The organism is Quadrisphaera sp. INWT6 (assembly GCF_015390235.1).
In the GTDB taxonomy this organism is placed as follows: domain Bacteria; phylum Actinomycetota; class Actinomycetes; order Actinomycetales; family Quadrisphaeraceae; genus Quadrisphaera.
The window spans coordinates 880,905-907,047 of sequence record NZ_VUOH01000001.1 but is presented as its reverse complement, the minus strand read 5'-3'; the positions used below and the strand labels follow the sequence as shown (position 1 = coordinate 907,047).

The window sequence follows — 26,143 nt, the reverse complement described above, 5'->3', positions numbered from 1 at the left end:
CGCAGCCCGGCGGCGCCCGCGACGACGCGAGACGAGGGGTCCCCGTGACTGGTGCTGCTCCCGAGATGAAGCTCCACGTGCTCTCCACCGGCGTGATGGAGACCGACCTGACCTGGCTCCTCCTCAAGGGCGGTCGGACCATCCGGGACCGCCACCACAAGGACGACCCGGTGGTCTGGGGCGACTGCCCCACCCACGCCGTCCTCATCGAGCACCCCGAGGGCCGGGTGCTGTGGGACACGGGCGTGCCGCGCGACTGGGAGGAGCGCTGGGCGCCCACCGGCTTCCACGACTTCTTCCCCGTGGAGGAGCCCACCGACGGCCCCGGGTACCTCGACTCCTCGCTGGCCTCGCTCGAGCTGGCCCCCGAGGACATCGACATCCTCGTGCTGAGCCACCTGCACTTCGACCACGCCGCCAACGCCCGCGACTTCGCGAACGGCAAGACCCGCATCATCGCCAACGACAAGGAGGTCGAGGGCGCGATGGCGGTGCAGGGGTACTCGTCCGGCGCGCACATCCGCAGCGACTACGAGGGCCTGCCGATCGAGACCGTCAGCGGTGACGTGGAAATCCTCCCCGGCATCTCGGTGATCGAGACCCCCGGCCACACCTGGGGGACCATGTCCCTCAAGGTCGACCTGCCCCAGGAGGGGCCGAAGATCTTCACCTCCGACGCGGTCTACCTGCGCGACTCGTGGGGTCCGCCCGCCGTCGGGGCCGCCATCGTCTGGAACAACCTGGCGTGGCTGGAGAGCGTGGAGAAGCTGCGCAGGATCGCCGAGGAGACCGGCGCCGAGGTCATCTTCGGGCACGACGCCGAGCAGGCCCGGCAGCTGCGCCACGCCCCCGACGGGGTGTACCGCTGATGGTCCTGCACGACTTCACCTGCGAGCAGGGCCACCGCTTCGAGGCGGGCGTGCCGTCCATGACCTCCCCCGACCCCGCGTGCCCGGCGTGCGGGAGCGCCACCCGCCGTCGTCCCAGCCGCCTCAACGTGGGCGGGCGCGCGTCCACCGGGGTGCCGCGCGAGCGGATGCCGCGCAGCTGGGAGGGCGTCGGCCGCGGCGACCGGGAGGCGGTCGCGCACTGGCGGAAGGTCGCGGAGAAGAGGGAGGCGCTGGAGGAGCGCCACCCGGAGCTCGCCGGAGACCGCCGCCCGGTGCTCGCGCACGAGGGCGTCTTCGCCGGGCGTCCGCTGCGCGCCGGCGACGACGTCGGCGCCGCGCTCACCGCCGCGAGGGCCGCTCGCGCGGCGGAGCAGGCCCCGTCGGCGGGGAGCGGGGCTGCATCGTGAGGGCGCGCGGCGCGGTGCTCGTGGAGATCGGCCGGGAGCGCCCCTACGCGAGCAGCCGCCCGGTGGAGGTGGTCGACGTCGAGCTGGACCCTCCCGGCCCGGGTGAGCTGCTGGTCCGCATGGAGGCGGCGGGGGTCTGCCACTCCGACCTGTCGGTGGTCGACGGCAACCGCGTGCGACCGGTCCCGATGCTGCTGGGACACGAGGCGTGCGGCCGCGTCGAGCAGGTCGGCGAGGGGGTCGACGACGTCGCCGTCGGCCAGCGCGTGGTCATGGCGTTCCTGCCGCGGTGCGGGGAGTGCGCGAACTGCCGCACCGAGGGCCGACTGCCCTGCACCCCCGGCTCAGCGGCCAACAACGCCGGGGAGCTGCTGGGCGGCGGACGGCGGCTGCACACCAGCGACGGTGCGGAGCTGCACCACCACCTCGGCGTCAGCGGCTTCGCGACGCACGCCGTGGTCGACCGCCGCTCCGCCGTGCCCGTCGACGACGACGTGCCCCCCGAGGTGGCTGCCGTCCTCGGCTGCGCGGTGCTCACGGGCGGCGGCGCGGTGCTGAACGCCGGGAAGCCCGGCGAGGGTGACACCGTCGTCGTCGTCGGCCTCGGAGGTGTCGGGATGGCCGCCCTCATCACGGCCGTCTCGCTCGGGCGTGGCGACGTCATCGGTGTGGACGCGGTGCCGGAGAAGCTGGCCCGTGCCTCGGAGCTCGGCGCCTCGGCGGTGTTCACCCCCGCCGAGGCGTTGGAGAACGGCCTCAAGGCTCCCGTCGTCGTGGAGGCGGCGGGTAACGCACGGGCCTTCGAGACGGCGGTCGCGCTGACCGGCGTGGGGGGCACCACCGTCACCGTGGGGCTGCCAGCGCCGACGGCGGAGGCCACCATCACGCCGCTCGGCATCACCGCCGAGGCCCGCACCATCGTGGGCAGCTACCTCGGCTCGGCGGTGCCCGCCCGCGACATCCCCACCTACGCGCAGATGTGGCGCGAGGGCCGGCTGCCCGTCGACGCGCTCATCTCGTCGACCACCACCCTCGACGGCATCAACGAGGCGATGGACGCCCTGGCCGAGGGCCGGGCGGTGCGCCAGGTGGTCCTGTTCGACGTCCCCGGTGACGCCCCCGCGGGCGCGGGAGGAGGAGGATCGGGGTCATGACCGCGACCGAGATCTCCCCCGAGCAGGCCACCCGCGAGGAGGCGCTCGTCGCGAGCGTCCCCACCGACCTCCTCATCGGGGGCCGCTGGGTCCCGTCGTCCAGCGGCGAGCGCTTCGCCGTGGAGGACCCGGCCACCGGCGCCGTCCTGACCACCGTCGCCGACGCCACCGCCGCGGACGGCGCAGCCGCGCTCGACGCCGCGGCCGCCGCGCAGGAGGCGTGGGGCCGCACCGCCCCCCGCGAGCGCGCGGAGCTGCTGCGGCGCGCGTTCGACGCCGTCATCGCCCGCACCGACGACCTCGCGCTGCTCATGACGCTGGAGATGGGCAAGTCCGTCGCCGAGGCGCGCGGTGAGGTCGCGTACGGCGCGGAGTTCCTGCGGTGGAGCTCGGAGCAGGCCGCGCACGTGGCGGGCCGGTACCTGCCGGCGCCCGACGGCAAGCAGCGCCTGCTGGTGGTGAAGAAGCCGGTGGGTCCGTGCCTGTTCATCACGCCCTGGAACTTCCCGCTGGCCATGGCCACCCGCAAGATCGCCCCGGCGCTGGCGGCGGGCTGCACCGTCGTCCTCAAGCCGGCGGCGGAGACGCCGCTGACGGCGCTGCTGTTCGCGCAGGTGCTCCTCGACGCGGGGCTGCCGGCGGGTGTGCTCAACGTCGTCCCGTGCACGAAGGCGGGTGAGGTGACCGGTCCGCTCATCGCCGACCCGCGCCTGCGCAAGCTGTCGTTCACGGGCTCCACGCCGGTGGGCAAGCAGCTGCTGAAGCAGGCCGCCGAGGGCGTGCTGCGCACCTCGATGGAGCTCGGCGGCAACGCGCCGTTCCTGGTCTTCGAGGACGCCGACGTCGACGCCGCGGTCGAGGGCGCCCTGCTCGCCAAGCTGCGCAACGGCGGCGAGGCCTGCACGAGCGCCAACCGCTTCTACGTGCACGCCTCGGTGGCGGCGGAGTTCTCCTCGAAGCTCGCGGAGCGGGTCGGGGCGATGAAGGTGTCGCGCGGCACCGAGGACGGCGCGCAGATCGGCCCGATCATCAACGAGAAGGGGCGCGCGAAGATCGCCGACCTCGTCGACGACGCCGTCTCCCGCGGCGCGACCGTGCTGACGGGCGGCAGCCGGGTGGACGGGCCCGGGTACTTCTTCTCCCCCACCGTGCTGGGCGACGTCCCCCTGGGCTCGCGGCTGCTGAAGGAGGAGATCTTCGGCCCCGTGGCGCCGGTGACGACCTTCGAGACCGAGGACGAGGCCGTCGCGCTCGCCAACGACACCGAGTTCGGCCTGATCTCCTACGCCTACACGGCGTCGACGTCGCGGGCGCTGCGCCTGGCCGAGCGCCTGGAGACGGGGATGCTCGGCATCAACACCGGCGTCATCTCCAACCCGGCGGCGCCGTTCGGCGGGGTGAAGCAGTCGGGCCTCGGCCGCGAGGGCGGCGAGGAGGGCATCGAGGAGTACCTCGAGACCCTCTACGTCGGCATCGCCGACCCCTGGGCCTGACCGCCGCGCCGCTCCACGCCGCCCCGCGCCGCCCCGCGCCGCCCCAGCGGTGTGACGCCGGACGGGCAGAGGTCCGCCCGGGCTCCTCGACGAGGCCCCTGGGCGGACTTCTGCCCGTCGGCCGTCACGCGGGCTGGCGGGCGGACCGACGGGGAGGTGTCGACCCGGTCTGGCGCGGTCTTCCGCGCTCGCACAGGGCTCCGGTCCTCCCGGCCGGTGCGCCCGGCCGGGAGGACCGCTCGGAGCGTCCCGCCGAGCATGCACAACCCGGTCCGCTGAGGGCTCAGCGAGCTGGACGGTCCCCTTCCGCATGCTCGACGGGACGCTTCCGCGGTGCCAGGCGCTGCTCCCGCGCTGCGGCCGCGGGCGACCCCGGTGTCGGCAACCACCGCAGGACCGCCAGCTGCTGGCCCAGCGACCACACCGCCGAGGTGGCCCAGTAGACGAGCAGCCCCAGCGGCACCGCAGCGCTGGTGGCGGCCATGACCAGCGGCAGCAGCCAGGCGGTGGCCCGCTGCGCCTGCCCGACGGGCCCCTCCAGCACCGCCGGGTCGGTGCCCCGGGTGAGCTGCAGGCGCGTGGTCGCCCAGGTGGCCGCAGCGACGACGAGCACCAGCGCACCACCCAGCAGGGCCCCGGCACCACCGCCCAGGAGCGAACCGGACAGCGGCGCCCCCAGCACCGTCGCCGCCCCGGCCTGCAGCGCCAGGGCCGGGGTCAGCAGCCCCACGGCGTGCCCCCGGGCGGCCCCGTCGAGCACCCGGGCCAGCGCGATCATCACCGGCACCTGGAGCAGCGCCGGCAGGAGCGGTGCCAGCGGGGAGGCCCCGGCCTCGCGGTACAGGGCGGCCTGCTCTGCACGCAGCTGCGCCAGCTCTCCCGGGTCGCGGGTCAGCCCCGGCCGGGAGTACCGCGCCTGGAGGGCGCGCAGCTGCGGCGCGACCGCCGCGGCGCGGTGACCGGCGCGCAGGCCCCGCACCACCAGCGGCAGCAGGGCGACGCGGACCACCACCACGAGGACGACGACGGCCGCCGTCCACGCAGGACCCCCGGCCGGGTCGAGCCCCGCGGCGGCGAGGAGGGAGTGGGCGGCCACGAGGACGCCGGAGACGGCGGCCTCCAGCCAGGCGAGGGGGTTGAGCAGGGACCAGGACTCGGGCACGACGGGGCTCCAGACGGGTGCGGGGGGACGTGGGGTCCCCCGCGCCGGGCCGCCGGGCGAGTCGTCAGGAGGCTCGTCAGGTGGCGGGGCGGCGCGGGGTGGTCCCCGCGCCCGGTGCCCGGGAGCGCGTGCGGCCGGGGCGTCCCGGCCTGTCGTCGAGGCGGACGGCGACGTCGGCCTCCCACCGCACCGCAGCGGGTGCGCGCGGCGGGCCGGACAGGAGCAGGACGACGAGCGCGGCGGCCACCGCGAGGCCCCCGGCCAGCGCGGACCCGGCGAGCACCGCGGCCACCAGGGCGCCGCCGGCGAGGACGTGCCCGTCGGCGAGCGACGGGCCGAGGAGCAGCAGCGGCCCGAGCACCACGGCGAGGGCGGCGACGAGCACGCGCAGGCGCCCGACCACCGCGTCCTCCTGCCAGTGCATCCCGCCACTGTGCGGCCGGGCCCCTGGCCGACGCAACACCCGGCGCGCGCGGCGGGGGCGTCGACCGCCGTGCTCGAGGCCGCCCACACCAACACCGCGGCCCAGGCCCTCTGCGAGAGCGAGGGCTGGGTGCGCGACACCACCCACCGGACCTGCGCGCTGCAGCTCTGGCCCTTGGCGCGAGGGCCCGACGCGGGTAAGTTCTTGCGACCGTGCGCCTCTCCCCGGGACCCCAGCGCCGGGGGCCCGAGCAGGACCTCCCGCGGGGCGCCGCCAGCACCTGGCTGAGGGTCCACGGACGCCTGCTGGCCTCGGGGTTCCGCCGGGGCGCCGCCTACCGCGGGGCGGCGCTCGGCGGCCTGGTCGCCAACGTGACGTTCGGCTTCCTCAAGGTCAGCGTCCTCACCGCCGCGGTCGCGGCCGGCGGGGGCGAGCTCGGCGGGTACGACGAGGCCGCGATCATCGCCTACGCCTGGCTGAGCCAGGCGCTGCTCGGCTCGGTGAACCTCTTCGGCCGCACCGACCTGGCCGACCGCATCAAGGACGGCAGCGTGGCCGTCGACCTGCTCCGCCCCCTCGACGTGCAGACGGCCACCACGGCGCAGGAGGTCGGCCGGGCGCTGTTCCAGCTGCTGCCGCGCGGGCTGCCGATCATCGTGCTGGGGGTGCTGGTCGGCGGGATGCGGCTGCCCACCGACCCGGCGACCCTCGCCCTCGGCCTGCTCAGCGCGCTGCTGGCGGTCCTGCTGTCGTTCCTGCTGGTCTACCTCGTGGCGGCGACCGGCTTCTGGACGGTCGAGACCCGGGGCGTCCAGGTGCTCTACATGATCGTGTCCGGGTTCCTGGCGGGGCTGTTCGTCCCCGTGACGCTCTTCCCGCAGTGGCTGTACGCGCTGGCGCTGGCCACGCCCTTCCCGTCGCTGCTGCAGGTCCCGATCGACGTCATCTCGGGGCGGGTCGACGGCGCCGCGGCCCTCGGCGTGGTCGGGGTCCAGGTCGCGTGGGTGGCGGCGGTCTTCGCCGTCGGGCACCTCATGACGCGCGCCGGGCGCCGCCGCCTGGAGGTGCAGGGTGGCTGACCCCGCCCTCCGCGGCGGGCGGACGGGCTGGTGGCGGCCCTACCGCGCGGTGCTCGCCAGCCGGGTGCGCGCCCAGACCAGCTACCGCGGCAGCTTCGCGCTCGACCTGGCCAGCTCGGTGCTCATCGGGCTGGTCGAGCTCGCCGAGATCTGGGTGCTGTACCGCTCGGTCGACGCGCTCGGCGGCCTCGACCTCGCCGCCGTGCTGCTCGTCTTCGGCATCGCCGACACCGCCTTCAGCACCGCCGACCTGTTCGTCGGGCACGTCGACACGCTCCCCCGCTACCTGCGCGCCGGGACCCTCGACGTCTTCTACCTGCGCCCGCAGCCGCTGCTCGCCCAGCTGGTGACCAGCGAGATCAGCGTGCGCCGCGTCACGCGCATCGGGGTGGGGCTCACCGCCCTCGTCGTCGGGCTCGCCGTGAACGACATCGCCTGGTCGCCGCTGGTGGTGGCGTTCCTCGTCGTCGTCCTCGTCGCCAGCACGCTCACGTTCGCCGGGCTGTTCGTCGCGGCGGCGGGGGTGCAGTTCTTCCTCGTCGACGCCTCGGAGATGACGAACGCCGTCGTCTACGGCGGGCGCTACGCCGCGACGCAGCCGGCGTCGGTGTGGGGCAAGCCGCTGGTGGCGCTGTTCGGGTTCGCGGTGCCGATCGCCTTCACCGCCTACCTGCCGGTGGTGGCGCTGCTGGGGCTGCCCGGCGCGGAGTGGCTGCCGTCGTGGCTGGGCTGGCTGGCCCCGCTCGCGGCGGTGTGGACGTGGGCGGTCGCGCTGCTGGCGTGGCGGACCGGGGTGCGGCACTACCAGGGGGGCGGCGGATGACCACCGCGAGCAGCGCGAGCGGGACGACGGCGATCGAGGTGGCGGGGCTGACCCGGCGCTTCCGCGTGCGCAGCAGGGGTTTCGCGCGCAAGGAGGTCACCGCGGTCGACGGCCTGACGCTGACCGTCGGCGCCGGGGAGTCGGTCGGGTACATCGGCGCCAACGGCGCGGGCAAGTCGACGACCATCAAGATGCTCGCCGGCATCCTCGTGCCGAGCGCCGGGACGGTCCGCACCTGCGGGCTGGAGCCCGTGCGGCAGCGCCGCGAGCTGGCCCGCCGCCTCGGCGTCGTCTTCGGGCAGCGGTCGCAGCTGTGGTGGGACCTGCCGCTGGCGGAGTCGTACCGGATCCTCGCGGCGGTGCACTCGCTGTCGCCGCAGCGCGAGCGCGAGCGCACCGCGGAGCTCGTGGAGCGCCTGGAGCTGGGCGAGTTCCTCGCGACGCCGGTGCGGCAGCTGTCGCTCGGGCAGCGGATGCGCGGCGAGGTCGCGGCGGCGCTGCTGCACTCCCCCGCCCTGCTGGTGCTCGACGAGCCGACGATCGGCCTCGACGTCCTCAGCAAGCAGCGGCTGCGGGAGTTCCTGCTCGCGGAGCGCGCCGCGCACGGCACCACGCTGCTGCTGACCACGCACGACATGGGCGACGTCTCGCGGCTGTGCGAGCGGGTGCTGCTGGTCGACCGCGGGCGCCTGGCCTACGACGGCTCGCTGGCGGGGCTGTCGAAGACCGTCGGGGCGCGGCGGGTGCTCGTGGTCGACCTGGCCGCTCCCGCCCCCGACCTGCTCGGCGTCCCGCACGCCGAGCACCTGGGCAGCGAGGGCGGCGGCCTGCGCCAGCGGCTCGCCTTCGACGACGCCGCGACGACGGCGGCCGCCGTGCTCTCCGCGGTGAGCGAGCGCGTGGAGGTGCGCGACCTGTCCGTGGAGGAGCCCGACGTGGAGGACGTCGTCCGCCGCATCTACGCGGCCGGTGGCCGGTGAGCCCACCCCACCGTGATCATGGGCTTCCGCCACCCAGCGCGAAGCTCTCCAGCACCTCGTAGCGCCCGTCGGAGGCGTGGCTCTGCACGAGCTGCACCTCGCGCGCCGTCCACGTCGGGCCGCTGAGGTGCGCCAGCTGCGCCGCCAGCTGCTCCGCCAGGCGCGGCAGCTCGCCACCCGCGCCCCGCCCGGCGGCGCGCGCCAGGGTGACGTGCGGGCGGTACGCCTGCTCGCCCGGCTCAGCGGACTCGCCGACGGCCCCGGCGCTGCGCCCGGCGTGGGCCACCGCGGCGGCCAGCGCCGACAGCCGGTCGAGGTCGCCGGCCACTCCGGCCCACAGCACCCGGTCGCCGAAGCACCCGGTGCCGGCCAGGCGCAGCCGCGGCGGCTCGTGAGCCGCCGCGGCCGCGGCCAGCGCCCGTGCGAGCGGAGGCACGCCGACGGCGTCGACCTCCCCGAGGAAGGCCAGCGTGACGTGCCACCGGTGCGGCGGCGACCACCGCACGCCCGGCACCCGCCCCAGCTCGGTGACGGCGTCAGCCACCGTCTGCACCGCCTCGAGGGGCGGGGTCAGCGAGACGAAGAGGCGCACGGGGCGAGGGGTCAGCGGACGTTCAGGAGCGACTCGATCGGCGCGATCGCGAAGTACACGACGAACAGCGCGGCCAGCAGCCACAGCAGCGGGTGCACCTTCCTGGCGCGCCCGGTCACGGCCATGAGCAGCGCGTACGACACGAGGCCCGCGCCGATGCCGTTGCTGATCGAGTACGTGAACGGCATGACGACGATCGTCAGGAACGCCGGCACCGCGAGGCTCACGTCGCTCCAGTCGAGCGAGCGGACCTGCGTGGCCATGAGGAACCCGACGACGACGAGCGCGGGCGAGGCGGCCTCGAAGGGCACGACCTCGACCAGCGGCGTGAAGAAGACCGCCAGCAGGAAGAGCACGCCGGTGACGACGCTCGCCAGACCGGTGCGCGCCCCCTCGCCGACGCCGGCGGCCGACTCGACGAACGTGGTGTTCGACGACGTCGAGCTCAGGCCGCCCGCCGCCGCGGCGACGGAGTCGACCAGGAGGACGCGCTGCACGCCGGGCAGCTGCTTGTCCTCGTCGAGCAGGCCCGCCTCGGCGCCGACGCCGGTCACGGTGCCGACGGTGTCGAAGAAGTCGGCGAGGACGAGCGTGAACACCACGAGGACCGCGGCCACCACGCCGACGCGGGCGAACCCGCCGAGCAGGTCGAACGCGCCCAGCAGCGACAGGTCGGGGGTGCCGACCAGCTGCTCGGGCAGCGTCGGCACCACCAGGCTCCAGCCCGAGGGGTTGGTGGCGCCGTCGGCCGCGGTGCGCGGGCCGGTGCCGGTGACGGCCTCGACGACGACGGCGAACACGGTGGCCGAGATGATGCCGATGAGGATCGCGCCCTTCACCTTGCGCGCCATCAGCACCAGGGTGAGCAGCAGGCCGACCACGAACGTGACGGTGGGCCAGCCCGTGAGGCTGCCGCCCACGCCGAGCTCCAGCGGCGTGCCGCCGCCGGCCGGGGTGCGGACGAAGCCCGAGTCGACGAAGCCGATCAGCGCGATGAACAGGCCGATGCCGACGCCGATCGCGGTCTTGAGCTGCGCGGGGACGGCCCGGAACACCGCCGTCCTGAAGCCGGTGAGCACCAGGACCGTGATGACGATGCCCTCGATGACCACCAGGCCCATGGCCTCGGCCCACGTCATCTGGCTGGCCACGGAGAAGGCGACGAAGGCGTTGAGCCCGAGGCCGGCGGCGATGGCGAAGGGGTACTTGCCGACCACGCCCATCAGGAGGGTCATGACGCCCGCCACGAGGGCCGTCGCCGCGGCGACCGCGGGCACGCCGAGCACGGTGCCGTCGACGTCGGCCGCCGTCCCGATGATCAGGGGGTTCAGGACGACGATGTACGCCATCGTGAAGAAGGTGGCGAAGCCGCCGCGGACCTCGCGCCCGACGGTCGAGCCGCGCTGGCTGATGGAGAAGTAGCGGTCGAGCCCGCCGCGGCCCTGGGGGCCGGGGTGCTCGCGCGTGCTGCTGGAGGAGGGTGCGGGTTCGGACACGTGGGCGGATTCTGCCCTGGCCGCGGCGTGATCGGCGCCCCCGCCGCCGAGTCGTGACCTGCGGAGCGCGTGCCGGTCACGCAGCGGGGTACGTCGGTCGCAGCGGGTCGAGACTCCGGCCTCCGGTCGCTCCTCGAGGAGGCCCCCGTGTCCCAGCCCCCGCAGCAGCAGTCCGTGCCCGGAACCACCGGCGCCATGGACCCCGCCCCCGACCACGGCGAGCAGAGCTACCGCGGCTCCGGGCGCCTCACCGGCAAGAGGGCGGTCATCACCGGCGGTGACAGCGGCATTGGCCGCGCCGTCGCCATCGCCTACGCCCGGGAGGGCGCCGACGTCCTGGTGTCGTACCTGGACGAGCACGACGACGCCGCCGAGACCCAGCGCTGGGTCGAGGAGGCCGGACGGCGCTGCGTGCTGGTGCCCGGCGACCTGGGCGACCCGGCGCACTGCCGCGCCGTCATCGCCCGAGCCTTCGAGGAGCTCGGCGGGATCGACGTCCTGGTCAGCAACGCCGCCTTCCAGATGAGCCGCGACTCCCTCGAGGAGACGCCGGACGAGGAGTGGGACCGCACCATCGCCACCAACCTCTCGGCGTTCTTCCACCTCACCAAGGCGGCGCTGCCGCACCTGGGGCCGGGCTCGTCGATCATCGGCTCCTCCAGCGTGAACTCGGACAACCCCTCGCCGCAGCTGCTGCCGTACGCGGCGACGAAGTCGGCGATCGCCAACATGACGGCGTCGATGGCCCAGCTGCTGGGTGACCGGGGCATCCGCGCCAACTCCGTGGCGCCGGGGCCCATCTGGACGCCGCTGATCCCCTCGACGATGCCGGAGGAGAAGGTCGAGCACTTCGGGGAGGAGACCCCGCTGGGCCGGGTCGGGCAGCCGGCGGAGCTCGCGCCGGTGTACGTGCTGCTGGCCTCCGACGAGGGCAGCTACATCAGCGGCGCCCGCATCGCGGTGACCGGCGGCCGTCCGATCCTCTAGCCGCCCCTGCCCCCTGCCCCCTGCCCCTGGTGGACCGCACCCAGGCGCTCGGCTGCGGTCCACCAGGGGCCAGGAACCGCAACCAGGCGCTCGGCTGCGATCCACCAAGGGCCAAGAACCGCAACCAGGCGCTCGACTGCGATCCACCAAGGGCCAAGAACCGCAACCAGGCGCTCGACTGCGATCCACCAAGGGCCAAGAACCGCAACCAGGCGCTCGGCTGCGGTCCGGAGGGGCTGCGCGTCAGGTCAGGCGCGCGGAGACCGCCTCGCCGTGGGCGGGCAGGTCCTCGGCGCCGGAGAGCGCCAGCACGTGCGGGGCGACGTCGGCGAGCGCGGCCTTCGAGTACTCGACCACGTGGATGCCGCGCAGGAACGTCGCGACGCTCAGCCCCGCGGTGTGCGAGCACGTGCCGCCCGTGGGCAGCACGTGGTTGGAGCCGGCGCAGTAGTCGCCCAGCGACACCGGCGCGTAGGGCCCCACGAAGACGGCGCCGGCGTTGCGCACCCGCGCCGCGACGGCGGCTGCGTCGCGGGTCTGGATCTCGAGGTGCTCGGACCCGTACGCGTCGACGACGGCGAGGCCCGCCTCGACGTCGTCCACCAGCACGACCAGCGACTGCGGCCCGGCCAGCGCGACGGCGACCCGGGCCCCGTGGCGGGTGGCGGGCACGCGGCGGGCGAGCGCCTCGTCGACGGCGTCGGCCAGGGCCGCGCTGTCGGTGACCAGCACGGCGGCGGAGGCCTCGCCGTGCTCGGCCTGGCTGACGAGGTCGGCGGCGACGTGCTCGGGGTCGGCGGTGTCGTCGGCGAGGACGGCGACCTCGGAGGGCCCGGCCTCGGCGTCGGTGCCGATGACGCCGCGCAGCAGGCGCTTGGCGGCGGTGACGTAGATGTTGCCGGGGCCGGTGACCATGTCGACGGGCGGGCAGGCCTGGGAGCCGTCGGCCTCGCGGGCGCCGAGGGCGAGCATCGCGACGGCCTGGGCGCCGCCGACGGCGTAGACCTCGTCGACCCCGAGGAGGGCGCACGCGGCGAGGATGGTCGGGTCGGGCAGGGCGGCGTCCGGGCCGGTGCCGCGGCGGGGCGGGGTGGTGACGGCGAGGCTCTCCACGCCGGCCTCCTGCGCCGGGACGACGTTCATCACCACGCTGCTGGGCAGCGGCGCCACGCCGGCGGGGACGTACAGGCCCACGCGCTGGACGGGCACGAAGCGCTCGGTGACGGTGCCGCCGTCGACCACCTGCGTCACCACGTCGGTGCGGCGCTGGTCGGCGTGGACGAGCCGGCTGCGGCGGATCGACTCCTCCAGCGCGGCGCGCACGGCCGGGTCGAGGGCCTCGAGCGCCTCGGTCAGGGCCGCTGCGGGGACGCGCAGGTCGGTGACGCGGACGCCGTCGAAGCGCTCACCCAGGTCGCGGACGGCGTCGGCGCCGCCCTCGCGGACCTGGTCGACCACGGGCCGGACGACGGCGAGCGCGGCCTCGACGTCGACCTCGGCGCGGGGCATGCGGCTGCGGAGCTCGCGCGCGTCGGCGTGCTGGCCCCGCAGGTCGAGGCGTCGCATCGTCACGGGGGCGGGGGTCGCGCTGGTCACGGGGCGCAAGCCTATTCGCCCCGCTCCCCTTGCCCCGTGATCATGGACGGGGTGGGGGTGGGACGAGGGCGGTCCGGGCGGCGGCGCGCAGTGCGGAGGCGGCCGCGTCCAGCGCCGGGCTGCGCAGCTTCCACTGCTGCCAGAACAGCGGGACGTCGACCGGCACCTCGTCCAGCAGCACCAGGCCGCCGGAGGCCAGCCCCGCTGCGGCGTGCACCTGCGGCAGCAGCCCCCACCCCCAGCCCAGGGCCACCGCCTCGGAGAAGTCGACCGACGCCGGCACGTGGTGGCGCGGCGGGTCGACGCGCACCCCGGCGGGGAGGTGGGCCGCGAGCCAGTCGTCCTGCAGGTCGTCGTCGCGGTCGAACACCACCACGGGCGCGCCCGCCGGGTCGCGCCGCCACCGCGCCGCCACCTCGGGGGTCGCCACCGGCAGGTACCGCATCGACCCCAGCGCGACCGCCGAGCACCCGGGCACGGGCTCGGCGTCGGCGGTGATGGCGCCCATGACGGTGCCGTCGCGCAGGAGGCGCGCGGTGTGCGCCTGGTCCTCGCGGCGCAGGTCGAGGCACACCTCGGCGTCCGGCCCGGCCAGGTGCGCGAGCGCCGGGAGCACCCACGTGGCCAGGGAGTCGGCGTTCACGGCCAGCGGCAGCACCGGCGGCCGCGCGACGACGGCGCCCGCCGCCTCCCCGGTGCCGTCCAGGGCCGAGGCGGTGTCGGCCACGAGCAGCTCGACCTGCCGCGCCAGGCGCAGCACCTCCTCCCCCGACGGGGTCACCCGCACGGGTCGCGACCGCACGAGCAGCACCCGGCCGGTGGCGCTCTCCAGGGCGCGCAGGCGCTGGCTGACGGCTGACGTGGTGACGTGCAGGCGCTTGGCGGCGGCGTCGAGGGTGCCCGCGTCGACGACGGCGGCGAGCGCCCGCAGCTGGCCCAGGTCGAGGTCCACGCCGCAGATGTTAAGCGCTGCTTCACCAACTTCACCAGGTGTTGCTGGACTGCACCAGGCCGTCTGCCTAGCGTCGTCCCCGTGATCGACGCGCACGTGCTCGCTGCGGCCTCCGGCCTCGGCCTCGGCCTCTCCCTCATCGTGGCCATCGGCGCCCAGAACGCCTTCGTGCTCCGGCAGGGCCTGCGGGGCGAGCACGTGCTCGCCGTCGTCGCGGTGTGCGCGCTGTCCGACCTCGCGCTCATCGTCGCCGGGGTCGCCGGCGCGGGGGCGGCCCTGGAGGCGTGGCCGCCGGCGCTCGTGCTGGTCCGGGTGGCGGGGGCGCTGTTCCTCGGCGGCTACGCCGTGCTCGCCGCGCGCCGCGCACTCCGCCCGGGCGACGACGCCGCGCTGCGCACCAGCACGGCGGGCACCGGCGCGGCGCTGCCCGCGGCGCTCGCCACGTGCCTGGCCCTGACGTGGCTGAACCCCCACGTGTACCTCGACACGGTGGTGCTGCTCGGGTCGATCGCCAGCACGCACGGCGAGGAGCGCTGGTGGTTCGCCGCCGGGGCGGGCGCGGGGAGCGTCCTGTGGTTCACCGCCCTCGGCTTCGGCGCCCGGCTGCTGCGCCCGCTGTTCGCCCGCCCGGCGGCGTGGCGCGTGCTCGACGGCGTGATCGCCGTCGTCATGGCCGCGCTGGCGGTGTCCCTGCTCCTGGGCCTGTGAGGCGCTGCGCGATGGCTCGGCGCAGCGCGTCGTGCTGGGACCCGAGGGCGGTGGCCGGGTCGTGCCAGCGCTCCACCGGGTAGACCCACACCGGGCGCTGGACCACCTCGGCCGGCTCCCAGCCGTAGCGGGGCCAGACGTGGGTGTGCAGGTGGGGGCTGTGGTTCCCGAGGATCTCGATGTTGACGCGCCGGAAGGCGGGGTCGGCGGCCGCGCACGCGACCTCCACGGCCTCGGCGAGGGCGGCGACGCTGTCGAGGTAGTCCCGGCGGGCCGCCGGCGCGAGGTCGGACAGCCGCGTGGCCGCCGGGTCGTCCGTCAGCAGCACGCAGTAGCCGGGGAGGAACTGCGGGGCGCCCATGGTCGCGAAGCCACCCGGCACGCGCGCGACCACGCTCGGGTCCTCCCCGCGCAGGGCCGGAGCCACCCGGTCAGACCGCCAGCCGTCAGTCACGTCCACGAGCCCCGATCCAACCAGCGGCCCAGCAGCCGACCGCTCAGCGGTAGACCAGGTCGACCTTCGAGAACGCCCCGTGGGCGTGGTCGCGCCGGTAGGTGGCGTGGTCGGCGCGGACCCGGTCAGCGGCCTCGGCGGCGAAGTCCACGACGTCCTCCACGAAGAGGTCCAGCGGGGCCATCGCCGAGAGGATCTCCGGCTCGACGTCGTGGTCGACGCGGCCCGCCTCGTCGGAGCGGGCGTGGAGGTTGGCCAGCACCCGTCCGCAGACGCGGGCGTAGTCGTGCCACTCCCGGGCGCTGAGGGAGCCCAGCTCCACGCCGTCGCGGTACCAGCTCCGCTCGCGCACGAGGTAGCTGTCGCCGTCGTGCTGGACGCTGCCGTAGAAGACCCCGCCGTTGACCATCGCGACCCGCTGCGCGTGGGCGATGCGGGCCCCGTGGCGGGCGGCCGCACCGCCGTCGGCGTCGTCGCCGCCGATGGAGGGGTCGGCGTGGTCCTCGTGGTCGTCGGGGCTGATGTCCGAGGGCGGCACGAGACCGGCGAGCGCCGAGCGCCGGGCCTGCTTGACCTCCAGGAGCAGGTCGTCGGTGCCGTCGGGGGCGTCGCCGCCGACGAGCAGGTAGTAGCGGGCGAGCCCGAGGGAGGCGGTGCCCTGCCCCTTGCGGACGGCGACGTCCTTGACGCGCATCCCGTCGGCGCGGGGCGGCACCTCGATGGCGTTCTCGCGCACGTACCTGTCGACGAGCTCCTGGAACTCCTCCAGGCGGCTGGTGACCGGCACGATCTTCTTGCTGGGGGCGAAGCGCCGGCCGGTGGCGTCGAGGTACTTGCGGGTCAGGTACTCCGCGCGGGAGCCGCGGACGGCGTGGTCGAGCAGCGCGGCGACGAGCGGCGGGGCGTTGTCGCGCCGCAGCTCGTCGAAGGCCTCGGAGGAGTCGGCGGCGTACTCGCGCACCGCGTCGCTGTAGCCGCGCACGAACGCCTCGGCCACCGAGCGCTGGTGCCCGGCGCTGCGGCAGCCCTTGGCGCCCTCGGACTCCGCCGCGACCATGAAGCCGGTCGCGCCGCGCTTGAGGTCCCAGGTGAAGGGGGCGTAGGCGGCCTCGTCGTAGTCGTCGATGCCGAAGACGGGCACGTCGTCGCGGTTGGGCACGACGCCGAAGTTGTCGGGGTGCACGTCACCGGCCGACAGGACCGTCGGCATCCAGGGGTCCTCGCCCGCCATGTCGCGGTAGAAGAGCAGCGCCGTGCCGCGGAAGAACATGAACGGCGAGGCGGCGAGCTTGGTGAACTTCTCGCGGGCCTCCTCGTCGTGGGTGGCGATGCGGGTCTGGTGGTCCTCGCGGATGGTCTGGCGCACGTGGATGCGGCGGTCCGAGCCGACCAGCTGGCGGGGCAGCAGCACCATCTCCCCCGCGGCCCGCCGCCGGGCGAGCAGCGTGAACGCCTCCACGCGGGAGGCTGCATGCGGCTCGCCGTCACCGCCGTGGTCGGGCTCGCCCGGGGCGCCGGCGTCGTCCGGGCGCTCGGAGGTCAGCACCTCCAGCAGCGACGCCCGCGTCTGACGGCGGGTCACGCGCAGGCCGCGGCGGCGCGCGAGCTGGTAGAGCTCCTCGCGGGTGGCCGTGGAGAGGGTGGAGGTGCCGTCGAGGCCGTCGGCGGAGTCGATCACCGCACTGGTGTACCGCCGCCGATGACCACCCGCACCCCGTGACCGCGCGGCCCGGCGGACCCGCTCAGCGCCGCCGCACCTCGCGCGCCACGAGGTGCACGAGGTAGGCGCCGCCGAGGGAGACCGTCACCACACCGGCGGGCAGCGGCACCGGCAGGGCGTGCTGGGCGACCACGTCGGAGACCAGCAGGAGCAGCGCCCCCGCAGCGCCGGACAGCAGCAGCGGCTGGTGCGGGGTGCGGGCCAGCCGCCGCGCCACGTGCGGGGCGACCAGCGCCACGAACGCCACCGGCCCCACCACCGCGGTCGCCACGCACACCAGCAGCACCCCGAGGAGCAGCGCAGCGGTCCGCACGGCCGGGACGCGCACCCCGGTGGCGGCGGCGACGTCGTCGCCCAGGTCGATCTGCCGCAGCGACCGCGACAGGGCCAGCGCCCCCACCACGAGCACCGTCGTGAGCGCCGCGGCGGGCGCGGTCTGCACCGCGGTGACGCCGTTCAGCGACCCGGCGCCCCACGCCGAGGCGGACATCGCGACGTCGAGCTCGACCTGCAGCAGCAGCCACGTGTTCACCGACGCGAGCAGCGCCGCGACCCCGACGCCGACCACCACGAGGCGCAGCCCGCCGACCACCCCGCCGCTGGCGAGCAGCCACACGGCCACCGCGACGGCCAGCCCGCCCGCCACGGCGCTGGCCGTGAGCACCACCCAGCTGCCCGCCCCGGCCGCGAGCGCCACGAGCACCCCGGTGAAGGCGCCGTGGGCGAGCCCCACCACGTCGGGACTGGCCAGCGGGTTGCGCGTGACGGTCTGGAACAGCGCTCCGGCCACGGCCAGCCCGAACCCGAGCACCACGGCTGCCAGCGCGCGCGGCAGCCGCCACTGCACCACCACCACGTGCCCCAGCCCGTCGCCGGCCAGCGCCTGCAGGACCTGCACCGGCGAGAGCCGGAACTGCCCCAGCCCCAGGCTCACGAGCAGCAGGACCACGACGACGACGGCGAGCACCGCGCCGACCACGGCGCTGCGCGAGCGGCGGCGCAGCCCCGAGACCGCGCTCACCGGGTGCTCCGCCGCGCCACGGCGATGAGCAGGGGCGCTCCGACCACCCCGACGACCACGCCCACCGGCACCTCAGCGGGTGGGAGCAGCACCCGGCCGAGCACGTCGGCGAGCAGCACGAGCACCGGCCCGAGCAGCAGGCACACGACCAGCAGCCGCCCCTGGTGCGGACCCACCAGCCAGCGCGCCAGGCGCGGCGCCACCAGGCCGACGAAGACCAGCGGCCCCGCCACCGCGGTGGCCGCCCCGGCGAGGAGCGTCACGGCGGCCACCACGGCCAGGCGCAGCCGCCCGGTCCGCACGCCCTGGGAGCGGGCGAGGTCGTCGCCGAGGGCGAGGGCGTCGAGCCCGCGGCCGCACGCGGCGGCGACCACCAGCCCGGCGAGCACGAACGGCACCGCAGGAGCGAGCACGTCCCAGCCGCGCCCGAGCACGGAGCCGGCGTTCCAGCTGCGCATCCGGTCGAAGGCGTCGGGGTCGCTGAGCACGAGGCCCGTGGTCACGCCCGACAGCGCCGCCCCCAGCGCCACGCCCGCGAGCACCAGCCGCAGCGGGTCACCCCCGCGGCCGCCGCCACTCCCGCCGCTGGCGCTGCCGACCCCGCCCACCACGACGACGGCGGCGCTCAGGACGCAGGCACCGCCGAGGGCCAGCCAGAGGACCGACCACGGGTCGCTGAGGCCGAGCAGCGCCACCCCGAGCGCCACGGCGAAGGCCGCACCGGCGTTCACGCCCAGCAGGCCCGGGTCGGCCAGGGGGTTGCGCGTGAGGCCCTGCACCAGCGCGCCGGCCACCGCGAGCGCGGCGCCGGCGAGCACGGCGGCGGCCGTCCGGGGCAGCCGCAGCCCCATGACGTAGTCGGCCTCCGCGGTGCCGCGCCCGGCGAGCGCGTCCAGCACGACGGCGGGCACGAGCGGCTTGGCGCCGACGGCCAGGGACAGGACCACCGCCAGGAGCAGCGCGGCGAGTCCCGCGAGCAGGACGACGAGCAGCGGGGCGCGCCGTCGTCGTCCTCGGTCCGCCCCGGACGACGACGGCGCAGCGGCCTCCAGCGAGCGAGCGGGCATCAGGAGCCCGCGCTGAGGATCCTGTCGAGGTCGTCGAGGACCTTCTGCCCCCCGAGCGGTCCGACCCCGGAGATCCACCAGCTGGTGTCGACGGGCACGACGCGCGGGAAGTCGGCGGCGTTCGCGGTGATGGCCGCGGGGACCGCGGCGGGGTCGGCGGGGTCCGCGGCGGTGACGAGCACCAGGTCGGCCGCCGCCTGGCTGACCTGCTCCGGGGAGATGTCCGTCTGGATGCCCTGCGCCCACTCGCGCTCGGGGATGGTCAGCCCGACGCACTCGATGGTGCTGCCGGCGAACGAGGTGGGGCTGTAGAGGCTGAGGGTGGTCTCGTCGCGCGGGCGGACGAGCTGCGCGGTCGTCCCGTCGGTGGGGTGCGCAGTGCGGACCTGCTCGCAGCGGTCGGTGTACTCCGCCAGCGCAGCGGTGGCCGCCTCGGCCTCGCCGAGGGCCTCGCCGACCAGGCGGACGCTGTCCTGCCAGGGGTCGGTCTGCGACCCCTGGAAGACCGTGGGGGCGATCTGCGACAGCTGGTCGTACAGCTCCGAGTGCCGCGCCTCCGTGCCGAGGACCAGGTCCGGCGCGAGCGCGGCGATGGCCTCGAGGTCGGGCTCGCTCACCGTGCCGACCGGCTCCACGCGGTCACCGACGCCCAGGTAGGCGGGCACACCGGCGGTCGCGCTGACGACGGCCGCGCCGACGGGCACCACGCCGAGCGCCACGGCGGTGTCGAGCTGCACGGGCTCCAGCACCACCACGCGCTGCGGCGCAGCAGGCACCTCGGTGGTGCCGCGGGCCCCTTCGACGGCGCGCGTCCCGGAGCCGGCCGCCGAGGACGGGTCAGCAGCGGAGGAACCGGCCGCGGAGGCGGAGGTGCCCGCGGAGGAGCAGCCGCCCAGCAGGGCGCTCGTGGCGAGCAGGGCGGCGGCGACGAGCGCCGGGCGGCGCAGGGCAGGGGTGGTCACAGGAGGCTCCCGAGGTGAGGTGAGGCTCTCCTAACCTAGAGGTGATCGTCACCGGGTGGCAAAGCAGGGGCGACAGCCGTCAGCCGTCCACCGTCGGCGTGCGCAGCCCGCGCTCGGCGTGCAGGGAGCGGTACACCCCCGTGCGCAGCTCCACCTCGTACGCCTCGGTGAGCGGCATCGACACCGCGCGGGCGGCCGCCACCTCGGCGTCGACGTCGTAGGGCACGCGCACGAACTGGTACGCGAACGGCGCGGGGTGCGCCCCGCCGCCGTCGTCGTCCCCCTCGCCCTCCAGGAGCAGGTACGACAGCTGCGGGTCCTCGTCGAGGGGGTTGCCCGCCGAGCCGCAGTTGATGAGCGTCCGCCCGCCGATGACCTCGCTGTAGGCGTGGTGGAGGTCGCCGTAGACGACGACGTCGGGTGCGGGCCCCTCCCCCGTCAGGGGCGTGGTGGCGAAGAACGAGTCGAACTCCGCCTGGCTGTGGTGGCGCCAGATGCGCGTGAACGGGCTGTCGGTGGAGGCGTGCACGAAGCGCACCAGGCGGCCCGACAGCCGCAGGTGGTGGGCCAGGGGCAGCGAGCGCATCCAGGCGCGGTCGTCGTCCGTGAGCTCACCGCGCCACCACTGCATGCCGGGGCGGGTGAGGCGGCGCGCGTCCTCGGAGAGCACCACCTCCCAGTTGCCCTTCACCGTCAGCGCGCAGCGCTCCCGGGTGAGGGCCACGCAGGCGGAGCCGCGCGGTCCCTTGCCGGCCACGTCACCGAGGTTGAGGACGACGTCGGCGCCGCGGCGCTCGGCGTCGTCGAGCACCGCGCGGTAGGCGGTCAGGTTGCCGTGGACGTCGGAGACGACGGCGATGCGCACCACTCCCCCACCTTCTCCCACCCCGCTGACGGCCGGTGCGGGGCCACCGGGCCGCGGGCCCCCAAGATGGGCACGTGGCCGACGACTCCCCCGAGGTGGTGACCCTGTGCGGCTCCACCCGCTTCCGCGACGCCTTCGAGCGGGAGCAGCGGCGCCTGACGCTGGAGGGGCGCATCGTGCTCAGCGTGGGGATGTTCGGGCACGAGGAGGGGCTCGACGAGACCTCGCCGGTCAAGGCCGACCTCGACGCGCTGCACCTGCGCAAGATCGACCTCAGCCAGCGCATCCACGTCATCAACGTCGGCGGCCACGTCGGCAGCAGCACCAGCCGGGAGATCGACTACGCGCAGCAGCTCGGCCTCGAGGTCACCTACCTGGAGCCCTGAGGCGGGCGCGAGCCCTCAGGCGTAGGCGTCCACGGCCGTCGGGGCCGCCCCGAGCGCAACGGGCCTGGCGCCGGGCGCGACGGGCGGCTCGGCCTTCGCGTCCGCAGCCTCCTGCTGCTCCTTCGCCATCGCCGTCATCGCCTGGGAGAGGGCCGCCGCGGCCATGTCGACGGCCTGCTGGTCCATCTTCAGCGTGTCCTCGTCGGCGTGTTCCAGGGCGTGCTCGGCCAGCTGCTGCTGCGCCTGCGCCATCTGCTTCACGGCCTGGCGGTAGGCGCGCTCGGCGCTCGACCCGCCGCCGGCTCCGGCGACGGTCGCGCCCTGGGAGCCGCCGGACCCGATCGCGATGCTCATGCTTCCTCCGTCGTCGTCAGCGTGGTGCCTCGACCTCTCGATCGTCACCGGCGGCTGGTCCTTGATCGTTCGGGCCAGGGGTACCCGATCGGCGGGTCCGGCACCCGCCCCTGTCCGTCGGGTGGACGACGTGCTCATCCGGGTCACCCACAGCGGCGCTGCTCCTGCTCGTCCTGACCGCCGTCGCAGCGCTGGCGACCCACCGCCTCCGCCGCGGCCCGTCGGCCGGGGTCAGGAACCGTCCCAGGCGTAGTCCATCTGCCGGGCCGTGGCGACGGCGAGGTCGTCGCCCGCGAGCCGGGCCACCAGGTGCAGGGCGAGGTCGAGGCCGGCGCTGATGCCCGCGCTCGTCGCGAGGTCGCCGTGGTCGACGAAGCGCACGCCGTCGACCACGTCCAGCGCCGGGTGGGCGGCGCGCAGCTCGTCGAGGTCCTCCCAGTGGGTGGTGACGGGCCGCTCGTCGAGGAGCCCGGCGGCGGCGAGCACGAAGGCTCCCGTGCACACCGACGCGACCACCTCGGCGCCCGGGCGGCACCGGCGCAGCCAGGCGAGCACCGCGGCGTCGGCGGCGACGGCGTCGACCACTCCCCCGGGCACGAGCACCACGTCGCAGTCGGGGGCGCCCGACACGTGGACGTCGGCGCCGAGGCGGAGCCCGCCGCGGGCGCGCACGCCCGAGGCGTCGTCGCCCGCGGCCACCAGCACCACCTCGAAGGGCGCCGGGGCGCCGGCGCGCCCGGCCACCCGGTTCGCCACCGAGAGCACCTCGAACGGCCCGCAGGCGTCGAGCACCTCGACCTCGTCGAACAGCAGCAGACCCACCCGTCGCACCACCCCGTCATCCTGGCCGCCGGACGGCCGCGGCGGCAGCACCTCGCACGGGTGCACCCGTGCGGGCGCTGGGGCGGCGGCTGTCAGGACGCCGTGCGACAGTGGGGCCGCTGTGACTGCTGAGACCCACGAGCCCGGAACGGGCAGGCCCGCCGACGAGGACGTCGCCGGGTCCTCCGCCGCACCCGCCGACGCGACCGACGAGCGGGTGCTGGAGCACCGCGACGTCGCGCGCACCACGCTGCACCACGCGCCGTCGGCCGCCGGTGCCGCGCGCCGGTTCGTGCGCAACCACCTGTGCCCCGTGCACGCCACCGGAGCGCTGGACGCCGTCCAGCTCATCGTCAGCGAGCTCGTGACGAACGCCGTGGAGCACGGCCGCCCGCCCGTCGTCCTGACCCTGCTGTGCAACGCCGACATGGTCACCATCGGCGTGCACGACGCCAGCGACGACGAGCCCCGCCCCACCGGCGCCGAGGTGCCGTGGCACTCCGAGAGCGGCCGCGGCATGCAGCTGGTGGAGGGCCTGACGGTGCACTGGGGCGTCCGCAGCGGAGGGCCGCGCGGGGGTGCCGGCAAGGGCGTCTGGGCCTCGCTCGTCCTCGACGAGCTGCCCTGAGCCGACCCGACCCCACCGGGGGGGGCGCGTCAGGGTGAGCCCAGGCCCGCCAGCAGGTTGATGGTCGCGCCCAGCACCACCGCGCCCAGCACGAACGACAGCAGCGCGTGCCGCAGGGCCGCGCCCCGCATCGCCGTCGACGCCAGCGCCGTGTCGGAGACCTGGTAGGTCATGCCGACGGAGAAGGCGACGTAGGCGAAGTCGAGGTAGCACGGCGGCCCGCCCTCGAACTGGATGCCGCCCGGCTCGCCGTCGTAGTAGAGCCACGCGTAGTGCAGGCACGACGTCGTGTGCACCACCAGCCACGACGCCGCGACGGTGAGCAGGCCCAGGCCGGCGAGCACGTCCTGCTCCAGGCCCTTGGCGCTGCTGGCCTGCACGAGCAGCCCCGCCACCCCGACCAGGCTCGCGAGGCAGGCGAGCAGCAGCGCCGAGCGGCTGGCCGGGCGCGACGGGTCGTCGCGGGTGGCGTGGGCGGCGGTGGCCGCGGCGTCGAGAGCCCTGATGAGGCGCAGGTCGCGCAGCAGGACGACGGCGGCCACCACCAGCCACCCGGCGGCGAAGGCCGCGGCTCCGGCGCCGGCGAGGACCGCGAGCCCGGCGACGACCGCCCCCGCCACGAGGGTGGTGGCGAGCCGGCGCGACGCCCTCCGCCTGGGCCTGACGAGCGTCTCGGTGTAGGAGTGGTTCACCACGGGCTTCGGGCTCACGTGCCGGAGAGTACGACCCCCACCCCTCGTGATCATGGGCGTCCGCCACCTCACGGAGCCGCAGGGTGGCGGACGCCCATGATCACGGTGCGGGTCAGGTGGCGGTGGGCTGGCCGTAGCCGGCGGGCATCGTGAACGGGCAGTAGAGGTCCATCTGCGGCGCCACCCTCTGCTGCGCCGCCTCGAGCGCCGCGCGGGCGTCGCGGGAGCCGAGCTTGACGTTCTCCTGCGCCGCGGACATCGAGTCCCACCACAGCTGGCCCACCGGGATGGGGGGCCGCGACTGCGTGAACTCCTGCTGCGAGACGAAGAACGCCAGCTCCTGCTGCAGCACCGGCAGGCTCCGCGACCGCACCAGCTCGAGGTTGGTGGGCTGCGTGAAGGTCTGCGGCACGTAGATCGACTGCGACTCCACGCTGGTGTAGAACGACATGAAGTCCCACACCTCCCGCGACAGGGAGGAGCCCTTCGGGCACACCAGCGCGAACCCGCCCGACCACGTGTAGGGCTTCGACCCCGCCTCCGGCAGCGGCAGGTAGGTGGCCCCGAACTCGAGGTCGGGCACGTACTTGCGCATCGACTGCTGGTAGGTGTTGGTCGAGATGATGAAGCCCTGCTGCCCGCCGTAGAAGGACGTCTGCGCCGGCGGGTGGTTGGGCGGCTCGTAGGTCGCCTTGAACGCGTCGACCCGCGGGAAGTCCAGGCGGCGCGCCTCGTCGTAGAGGAACTCGTAGGCCTTGAGCGTCGGCTCCGACACGAGGTCGACGGAGCAGCTCGCGTCGTCGAAGAACCGAGCTCCCCAGCCCATGGCCCAGGTGATGCCCCACCCCTCGGCGTCCCACGGGATCAGGCCCATCTGCGTGTAGTCGCCGCGGGCGTTCTTCTTCGTGACCTGGTCGCCGATCTCGAGGATGCGCTGCAGCGTCGGCGGCCCGTTGGACGGGTCGAGCTCGTCGGGGTCGACGCCGTTGTCGCGCAGGAGCCCCTTGTTGAAGTAGAGCCCGCGGGTGTCGCACTCCGTCGGCACGCCGTAGAGCTGCCCGTCGTACGTGAGCTCGTCCACGGCGAACTTCACGTACCGCGAGCGCACCTCGTCGACGTCACCGCCGGAGCGCGTGATCATGTCGTCGATGGGCTCGAGCAGCCCGAGCGCCGCGTACTGGGCGGCGCTGAACCTGTCCATGTACCAGACGTCGGGCGCCGTCCCGCCCCGCACGGCGGTGATGACGCTGGTGGCGTCGCCGGTGCCGTTGGACGGGACGGTGCTCTTGCTGATCGTCACGTCCCGGCCGGCGTCGGTCGCGGCGAAGGCCGCCAGCATCTCGGCCTCGGTGGAGGCGAACTCCCCCGCGATGCCCCAGTACCTGATGGTCCCCGGGGCGGAGGCCGGGCCACCGCCGCACCCAGCGAGCGCTCCCGTGCCGCCGGCTGCCGCCAGCGCCGCCAGGAAGGTCCGCCTGCTCAGGCCCGCCGTCGTCGCGCTCACTTGAAGCCCCCCAGGGTGATGCCGCGGATGAAGTACCGCTGGAACACGAAGAACAGGACGACGAGCGGCAGGATCACGAGGAACGACGCCGCCATCAGCTGGTTGAACTGGATGTCCTGTTGGTTGGTCTGGCGGAACGCCTGCAGCCCGATGGAGAGGGTCTGCACCTCCTGGTCCTGCAGGTAGATGAGCGGGCCGAGGAAGTCGTTCCACGAGCCGACGGCAGCGAAGATGGCGACGGCGGTGACCGCGGGCAGCGCCGTCGGGAAGACGAGCTTCCACGCGATGCGCCACTCGCTCGCGCCGTCGAGCCGGGCGGCGTCGAGCATGTCCTTGGGCACCTGGAGCAGGAACTGCCGCAGCAGGAACGTGAAGAACGCGCTCGCGAAGAGGTTGGGCACCACCAGCGGCACGAAGGTGTTGACCGCCCCGAGGTTGGCCCACAGGTCGAACATCGGGATCAGCGTGATCGGGAACGGCAGGAACAGCGTGGCCAGCACGACGTAGAAGACCTTGTCGCGGCCCGGCCAGTCGAGGCAGGCGAAGCCGTACGCCACCACGAAGTTGGAGACGACGGCGAAGGCCGTGGCCAGCACGGTGATGACGACGGTGTTGCGGAAGAACTGCCAGAACGGCATCGCGTCCACCGCGTCGCGGAAGTTGACCCAGTTCAGCTCCGTCGGGAACCACGTGGGCGGGTACTGCGCCAGCTCCTGGCCGGACTTCAGCGCCGAGGCGACCATCCAGTACAGCGGCAGCAGGAACAGCAGGCTGAGCCCGATGAGGACGACGCGCGCCAGGACCGACGAGGTCCACGAGCGGCGGGTCCCGTCGGCGCTGCGGTGGCGCCTCGACGACGACGGCGGGGTCGCCGGGGTCGCCGGGTCCGGTGCCGGGCGGGCGGACGGTGTGGTGAGTGCCATGT

At 75.2% G+C, this 26,143-nt stretch carries 28 protein-coding genes; 11 read left to right on the top strand and 17 right to left on the bottom strand.

Annotation, left to right across the window (positions count from 1 at the left end):
- The first annotated feature begins 65 nt into the window (after positions 1 to 65).
- From F1641_RS04050 to F1641_RS04035, 4 genes are read left to right on the top strand one after another with little or no spacing between them, the layout of a single operon-like run.
- Positions 66 to 869: an N-acyl homoserine lactonase family protein gene (locus F1641_RS04050; RefSeq protein ID WP_194903382.1), complete on the top strand. Its 804-nt coding sequence runs from the start codon at positions 66 to 68 to the stop codon at positions 867 to 869.
- Entirely contained in the window at positions 869 to 1,297 is a 429-nt protein-coding gene (locus F1641_RS04045) for a zinc ribbon domain-containing protein (RefSeq protein ID WP_194903100.1), read from the top strand. The genes F1641_RS04050 and F1641_RS04045 overlap by 1 nt, the downstream gene beginning before the upstream one ends.
- The gene (locus tag F1641_RS04040) at positions 1,294 to 2,451 is read left to right on the top strand and encodes an alcohol dehydrogenase catalytic domain-containing protein (protein WP_194903099.1); all 1,158 of its coding nucleotides are present in this window, start codon (positions 1,294 to 1,296) and stop codon (positions 2,449 to 2,451) included. Before F1641_RS04045 ends, F1641_RS04040 begins: the two co-directional genes overlap by 4 nt.
- Complete coding sequence (locus F1641_RS04035; RefSeq protein ID WP_194903098.1) at positions 2,448 to 3,944, top strand: NAD-dependent succinate-semialdehyde dehydrogenase; 1,497 nt, start codon at positions 2,448 to 2,450, stop codon at positions 3,942 to 3,944. The genes F1641_RS04040 and F1641_RS04035 overlap by 4 nt, the downstream gene beginning before the upstream one ends.
- A 283-nt stretch (positions 3,945 to 4,227) precedes the next feature.
- On the opposite strand, the gene yidC is transcribed toward F1641_RS04035, so the two are convergent.
- Entirely contained in the window at positions 4,228 to 5,106 is an 879-nt protein-coding gene (gene yidC, locus F1641_RS04030) for a membrane protein insertase YidC (protein ID WP_194903097.1), read from the bottom strand.
- A gap of 76 nt (positions 5,107 to 5,182) precedes the next feature.
- Entirely contained in the window at positions 5,183 to 5,530 is a 348-nt protein-coding gene (locus F1641_RS04025) for a hypothetical protein (RefSeq protein WP_194903096.1), read from the bottom strand.
- 284 nt (positions 5,531 to 5,814) lie between these two features.
- Between F1641_RS04025 and F1641_RS04020 the strand changes: the two genes are divergently transcribed.
- Genes F1641_RS04020 through F1641_RS04010 form a run of 3 tightly spaced genes read left to right on the top strand, consistent with a single transcriptional unit; the run spans position 5,815 to position 8,412 of the window.
- A complete protein-coding gene (locus F1641_RS04020; RefSeq protein ID WP_194903381.1) occupies positions 5,815 to 6,609 on the top strand; it encodes an ABC-2 family transporter protein in 795 nt (264 codons plus the stop codon).
- Positions 6,602 to 7,432, top strand: coding sequence for an ABC transporter permease (locus tag F1641_RS04015; protein ID WP_194903095.1), 831 nt, complete (start codon positions 6,602 to 6,604; stop codon positions 7,430 to 7,432). Before F1641_RS04020 ends, F1641_RS04015 begins: the two co-directional genes overlap by 8 nt.
- The gene (locus tag F1641_RS04010; protein WP_194903094.1) at positions 7,429 to 8,412 is read left to right on the top strand and encodes an ATP-binding cassette domain-containing protein; all 984 of its coding nucleotides are present in this window, start codon (positions 7,429 to 7,431) and stop codon (positions 8,410 to 8,412) included. The genes F1641_RS04015 and F1641_RS04010 overlap by 4 nt, the downstream gene beginning before the upstream one ends.
- 16 nt (positions 8,413 to 8,428) lie before the next feature.
- Here the strand turns inward: F1641_RS04010 and thpR are convergent, their stop codons facing one another.
- Both thpR and F1641_RS04000 read right to left on the bottom strand, forming a co-directional pair.
- Positions 8,429 to 9,004, bottom strand: a complete 576-nt coding sequence (thpR, locus tag F1641_RS04005; protein WP_194903093.1) for an RNA 2',3'-cyclic phosphodiesterase — start codon at positions 9,002 to 9,004, stop codon at positions 8,429 to 8,431.
- 11 nt (positions 9,005 to 9,015) lie between these two features.
- The gene (locus F1641_RS04000) at positions 9,016 to 10,500 is read right to left on the bottom strand and encodes an NCS2 family permease (protein WP_194903092.1); all 1,485 of its coding nucleotides are present in this window, start codon (positions 10,498 to 10,500) and stop codon (positions 9,016 to 9,018) included.
- A gap of 195 nt (positions 10,501 to 10,695) precedes the next feature.
- On the opposite strand from F1641_RS04000, the gene F1641_RS03995 reads away from it, so the two are divergent.
- Positions 10,696 to 11,487: an SDR family oxidoreductase gene (locus tag F1641_RS03995; RefSeq protein ID WP_194903380.1), complete on the top strand. Its 792-nt coding sequence runs from the start codon at positions 10,696 to 10,698 to the stop codon at positions 11,485 to 11,487.
- Between the two features lie 243 nt (positions 11,488 to 11,730).
- On the opposite strand, the gene hisD is transcribed toward F1641_RS03995, so the two are convergent.
- The gene (gene hisD, locus F1641_RS03990; protein ID WP_194903379.1) at positions 11,731 to 13,053 is read right to left on the bottom strand and encodes a histidinol dehydrogenase; all 1,323 of its coding nucleotides are present in this window, start codon (positions 13,051 to 13,053) and stop codon (positions 11,731 to 11,733) included.
- A 70-nt stretch (positions 13,054 to 13,123) separates the two neighbouring features.
- Complete coding sequence (locus tag F1641_RS03985; RefSeq protein ID WP_194903091.1) at positions 13,124 to 14,035, bottom strand: ArgP/LysG family DNA-binding transcriptional regulator; 912 nt, start codon at positions 14,033 to 14,035, stop codon at positions 13,124 to 13,126.
- An 84-nt stretch (positions 14,036 to 14,119) separates the two neighbouring features.
- Between F1641_RS03985 and F1641_RS03980 the strand changes: the two genes are divergently transcribed.
- Positions 14,120 to 14,743, top strand: coding sequence for a LysE/ArgO family amino acid transporter (locus F1641_RS03980; protein WP_194903377.1), 624 nt, complete (start codon positions 14,120 to 14,122; stop codon positions 14,741 to 14,743).
- Here the strand turns inward: F1641_RS03980 and F1641_RS03975 are convergent.
- The 6 genes from F1641_RS03975 to F1641_RS03950 form a co-directional block, all read right to left on the bottom strand.
- Positions 14,703 to 15,197 (bottom strand): HIT domain-containing protein, encoded by a 495-nt coding sequence (locus F1641_RS03975; RefSeq protein WP_194903378.1) that lies wholly within the window; start codon positions 15,195 to 15,197, stop codon positions 14,703 to 14,705. The genes F1641_RS03980 and F1641_RS03975 overlap by 41 nt on opposite strands.
- Positions 15,198 to 15,240: 43 nt before the next feature.
- Positions 15,241 to 16,875 (bottom strand): DUF2252 family protein, encoded by a 1,635-nt coding sequence (locus F1641_RS03970; RefSeq protein WP_206690450.1) that lies wholly within the window; start codon positions 16,873 to 16,875, stop codon positions 15,241 to 15,243.
- 64 nt (positions 16,876 to 16,939) lie between these two features.
- Positions 16,940 to 17,938: an iron chelate uptake ABC transporter family permease subunit gene (locus F1641_RS03965; protein WP_194903090.1), complete on the bottom strand. Its 999-nt coding sequence runs from the start codon at positions 17,936 to 17,938 to the stop codon at positions 16,940 to 16,942.
- The gene (locus F1641_RS03960; protein ID WP_194903089.1) at positions 17,935 to 19,005 is read right to left on the bottom strand and encodes an iron ABC transporter permease; all 1,071 of its coding nucleotides are present in this window, start codon (positions 19,003 to 19,005) and stop codon (positions 17,935 to 17,937) included. Before F1641_RS03960 ends, F1641_RS03965 begins: the two co-directional genes overlap by 4 nt.
- Positions 19,005 to 19,967 (bottom strand): ABC transporter substrate-binding protein, encoded by a 963-nt coding sequence (locus F1641_RS03955; protein ID WP_206690449.1) that lies wholly within the window; start codon positions 19,965 to 19,967, stop codon positions 19,005 to 19,007. Before F1641_RS03955 ends, F1641_RS03960 begins: the two co-directional genes overlap by 1 nt.
- 79 nt (positions 19,968 to 20,046) lie before the next feature.
- Entirely contained in the window at positions 20,047 to 20,835 is a 789-nt protein-coding gene (locus F1641_RS03950) for a metallophosphoesterase (protein ID WP_194903088.1), read from the bottom strand.
- A 71-nt stretch (positions 20,836 to 20,906) separates the two neighbouring features.
- On the opposite strand from F1641_RS03950, the gene F1641_RS03945 reads away from it, so the two are divergent.
- Positions 20,907 to 21,218 (top strand): hypothetical protein, encoded by a 312-nt coding sequence (locus F1641_RS03945; protein ID WP_194903087.1) that lies wholly within the window; start codon positions 20,907 to 20,909, stop codon positions 21,216 to 21,218.
- Positions 21,219 to 21,233: 15 nt separating this feature from the next.
- Here the strand turns inward: F1641_RS03945 and F1641_RS03940 are convergent, their stop codons facing one another.
- A complete protein-coding gene (locus tag F1641_RS03940; RefSeq protein WP_194903086.1) occupies positions 21,234 to 21,572 on the bottom strand; it encodes a hypothetical protein in 339 nt (112 codons plus the stop codon).
- Between the two features lie 231 nt (positions 21,573 to 21,803).
- Positions 21,804 to 22,406 (bottom strand): DJ-1/PfpI family protein, encoded by a 603-nt coding sequence (locus tag F1641_RS03935; RefSeq protein ID WP_194903085.1) that lies wholly within the window; start codon positions 22,404 to 22,406, stop codon positions 21,804 to 21,806.
- Positions 22,407 to 22,515: 109 nt separating this feature from the next.
- Here F1641_RS03935 and F1641_RS03930 point away from each other — a divergent pair, with 109 nt between their 5' ends.
- The gene (locus F1641_RS03930; protein ID WP_194903084.1) at positions 22,516 to 23,022 is read left to right on the top strand and encodes an ATP-binding protein; all 507 of its coding nucleotides are present in this window, start codon (positions 22,516 to 22,518) and stop codon (positions 23,020 to 23,022) included.
- A 29-nt stretch (positions 23,023 to 23,051) separates the two neighbouring features.
- Here F1641_RS03930 and F1641_RS03925 read toward each other — a convergent pair whose 3' ends face one another.
- From F1641_RS03925 to F1641_RS03915, 3 genes are all read right to left on the bottom strand, one after another.
- Positions 23,052 to 23,732 carry a DUF1345 domain-containing protein gene (locus tag F1641_RS03925; protein ID WP_194903083.1) on the bottom strand — a complete coding sequence of 227 codons (681 nt, stop codon included), beginning with the start codon at positions 23,730 to 23,732 and terminating at the stop codon, positions 23,052 to 23,054.
- 94 nt (positions 23,733 to 23,826) lie between these two features.
- On the bottom strand, positions 23,827 to 25,218 hold the full coding sequence (locus F1641_RS03920; RefSeq protein WP_194903082.1) for an extracellular solute-binding protein: 1,392 nt from the start codon (positions 25,216 to 25,218) through the stop codon (positions 23,827 to 23,829).
- Positions 25,215 to 26,141, bottom strand: coding sequence for a carbohydrate ABC transporter permease (locus F1641_RS03915; RefSeq protein WP_194903081.1), 927 nt, complete (start codon positions 26,139 to 26,141; stop codon positions 25,215 to 25,217). Before F1641_RS03915 ends, F1641_RS03920 begins: the two co-directional genes overlap by 4 nt.
- Positions 26,142 to 26,143 lie beyond the last annotated feature (2 nt).

Bases quoted from the DNA above. Each gene is read 5' to 3' on its own strand.
- F1641_RS03915 (WP_194903081.1), bottom strand. From the start codon at position 26,141: ATGGCACTCACCACACCGTCCGCCCGCCCGGCACCGGACCCGGCGACC.
- F1641_RS04045 (WP_194903100.1), top strand. From the start codon at position 869: ATGGTCCTGCACGACTTCACCTGCGAGCAGGGCCACCGCTTCGAGGCG.
- F1641_RS04050 (WP_194903382.1), top strand. From the start codon at position 66: ATGAAGCTCCACGTGCTCTCCACCGGCGTGATGGAGACCGACCTGACC.
- F1641_RS03940 (WP_194903086.1), bottom strand. From the start codon at position 21,572: ATGAGCATCGCGATCGGGTCCGGCGGCTCCCAGGGCGCGACCGTCGCC.
- F1641_RS03960 (WP_194903089.1), bottom strand. From the start codon at position 19,005: ATGCCCGCTCGCTCGCTGGAGGCCGCTGCGCCGTCGTCGTCCGGGGCG.
- F1641_RS04035 (WP_194903098.1), top strand. From the start codon at position 2,448: ATGACCGCGACCGAGATCTCCCCCGAGCAGGCCACCCGCGAGGAGGCG.
- F1641_RS03995 (WP_194903380.1), top strand. From the start codon at position 10,696: ATGGACCCCGCCCCCGACCACGGCGAGCAGAGCTACCGCGGCTCCGGG.
- hisD (WP_194903379.1), bottom strand. From the start codon at position 13,053: ATGCGACGCCTCGACCTGCGGGGCCAGCACGCCGACGCGCGCGAGCTC.
- F1641_RS04010 (WP_194903094.1), top strand. From the start codon at position 7,429: ATGACCACCGCGAGCAGCGCGAGCGGGACGACGGCGATCGAGGTGGCG.
- F1641_RS04025 (WP_194903096.1), bottom strand. From the start codon at position 5,530: ATGCACTGGCAGGAGGACGCGGTGGTCGGGCGCCTGCGCGTGCTCGTC.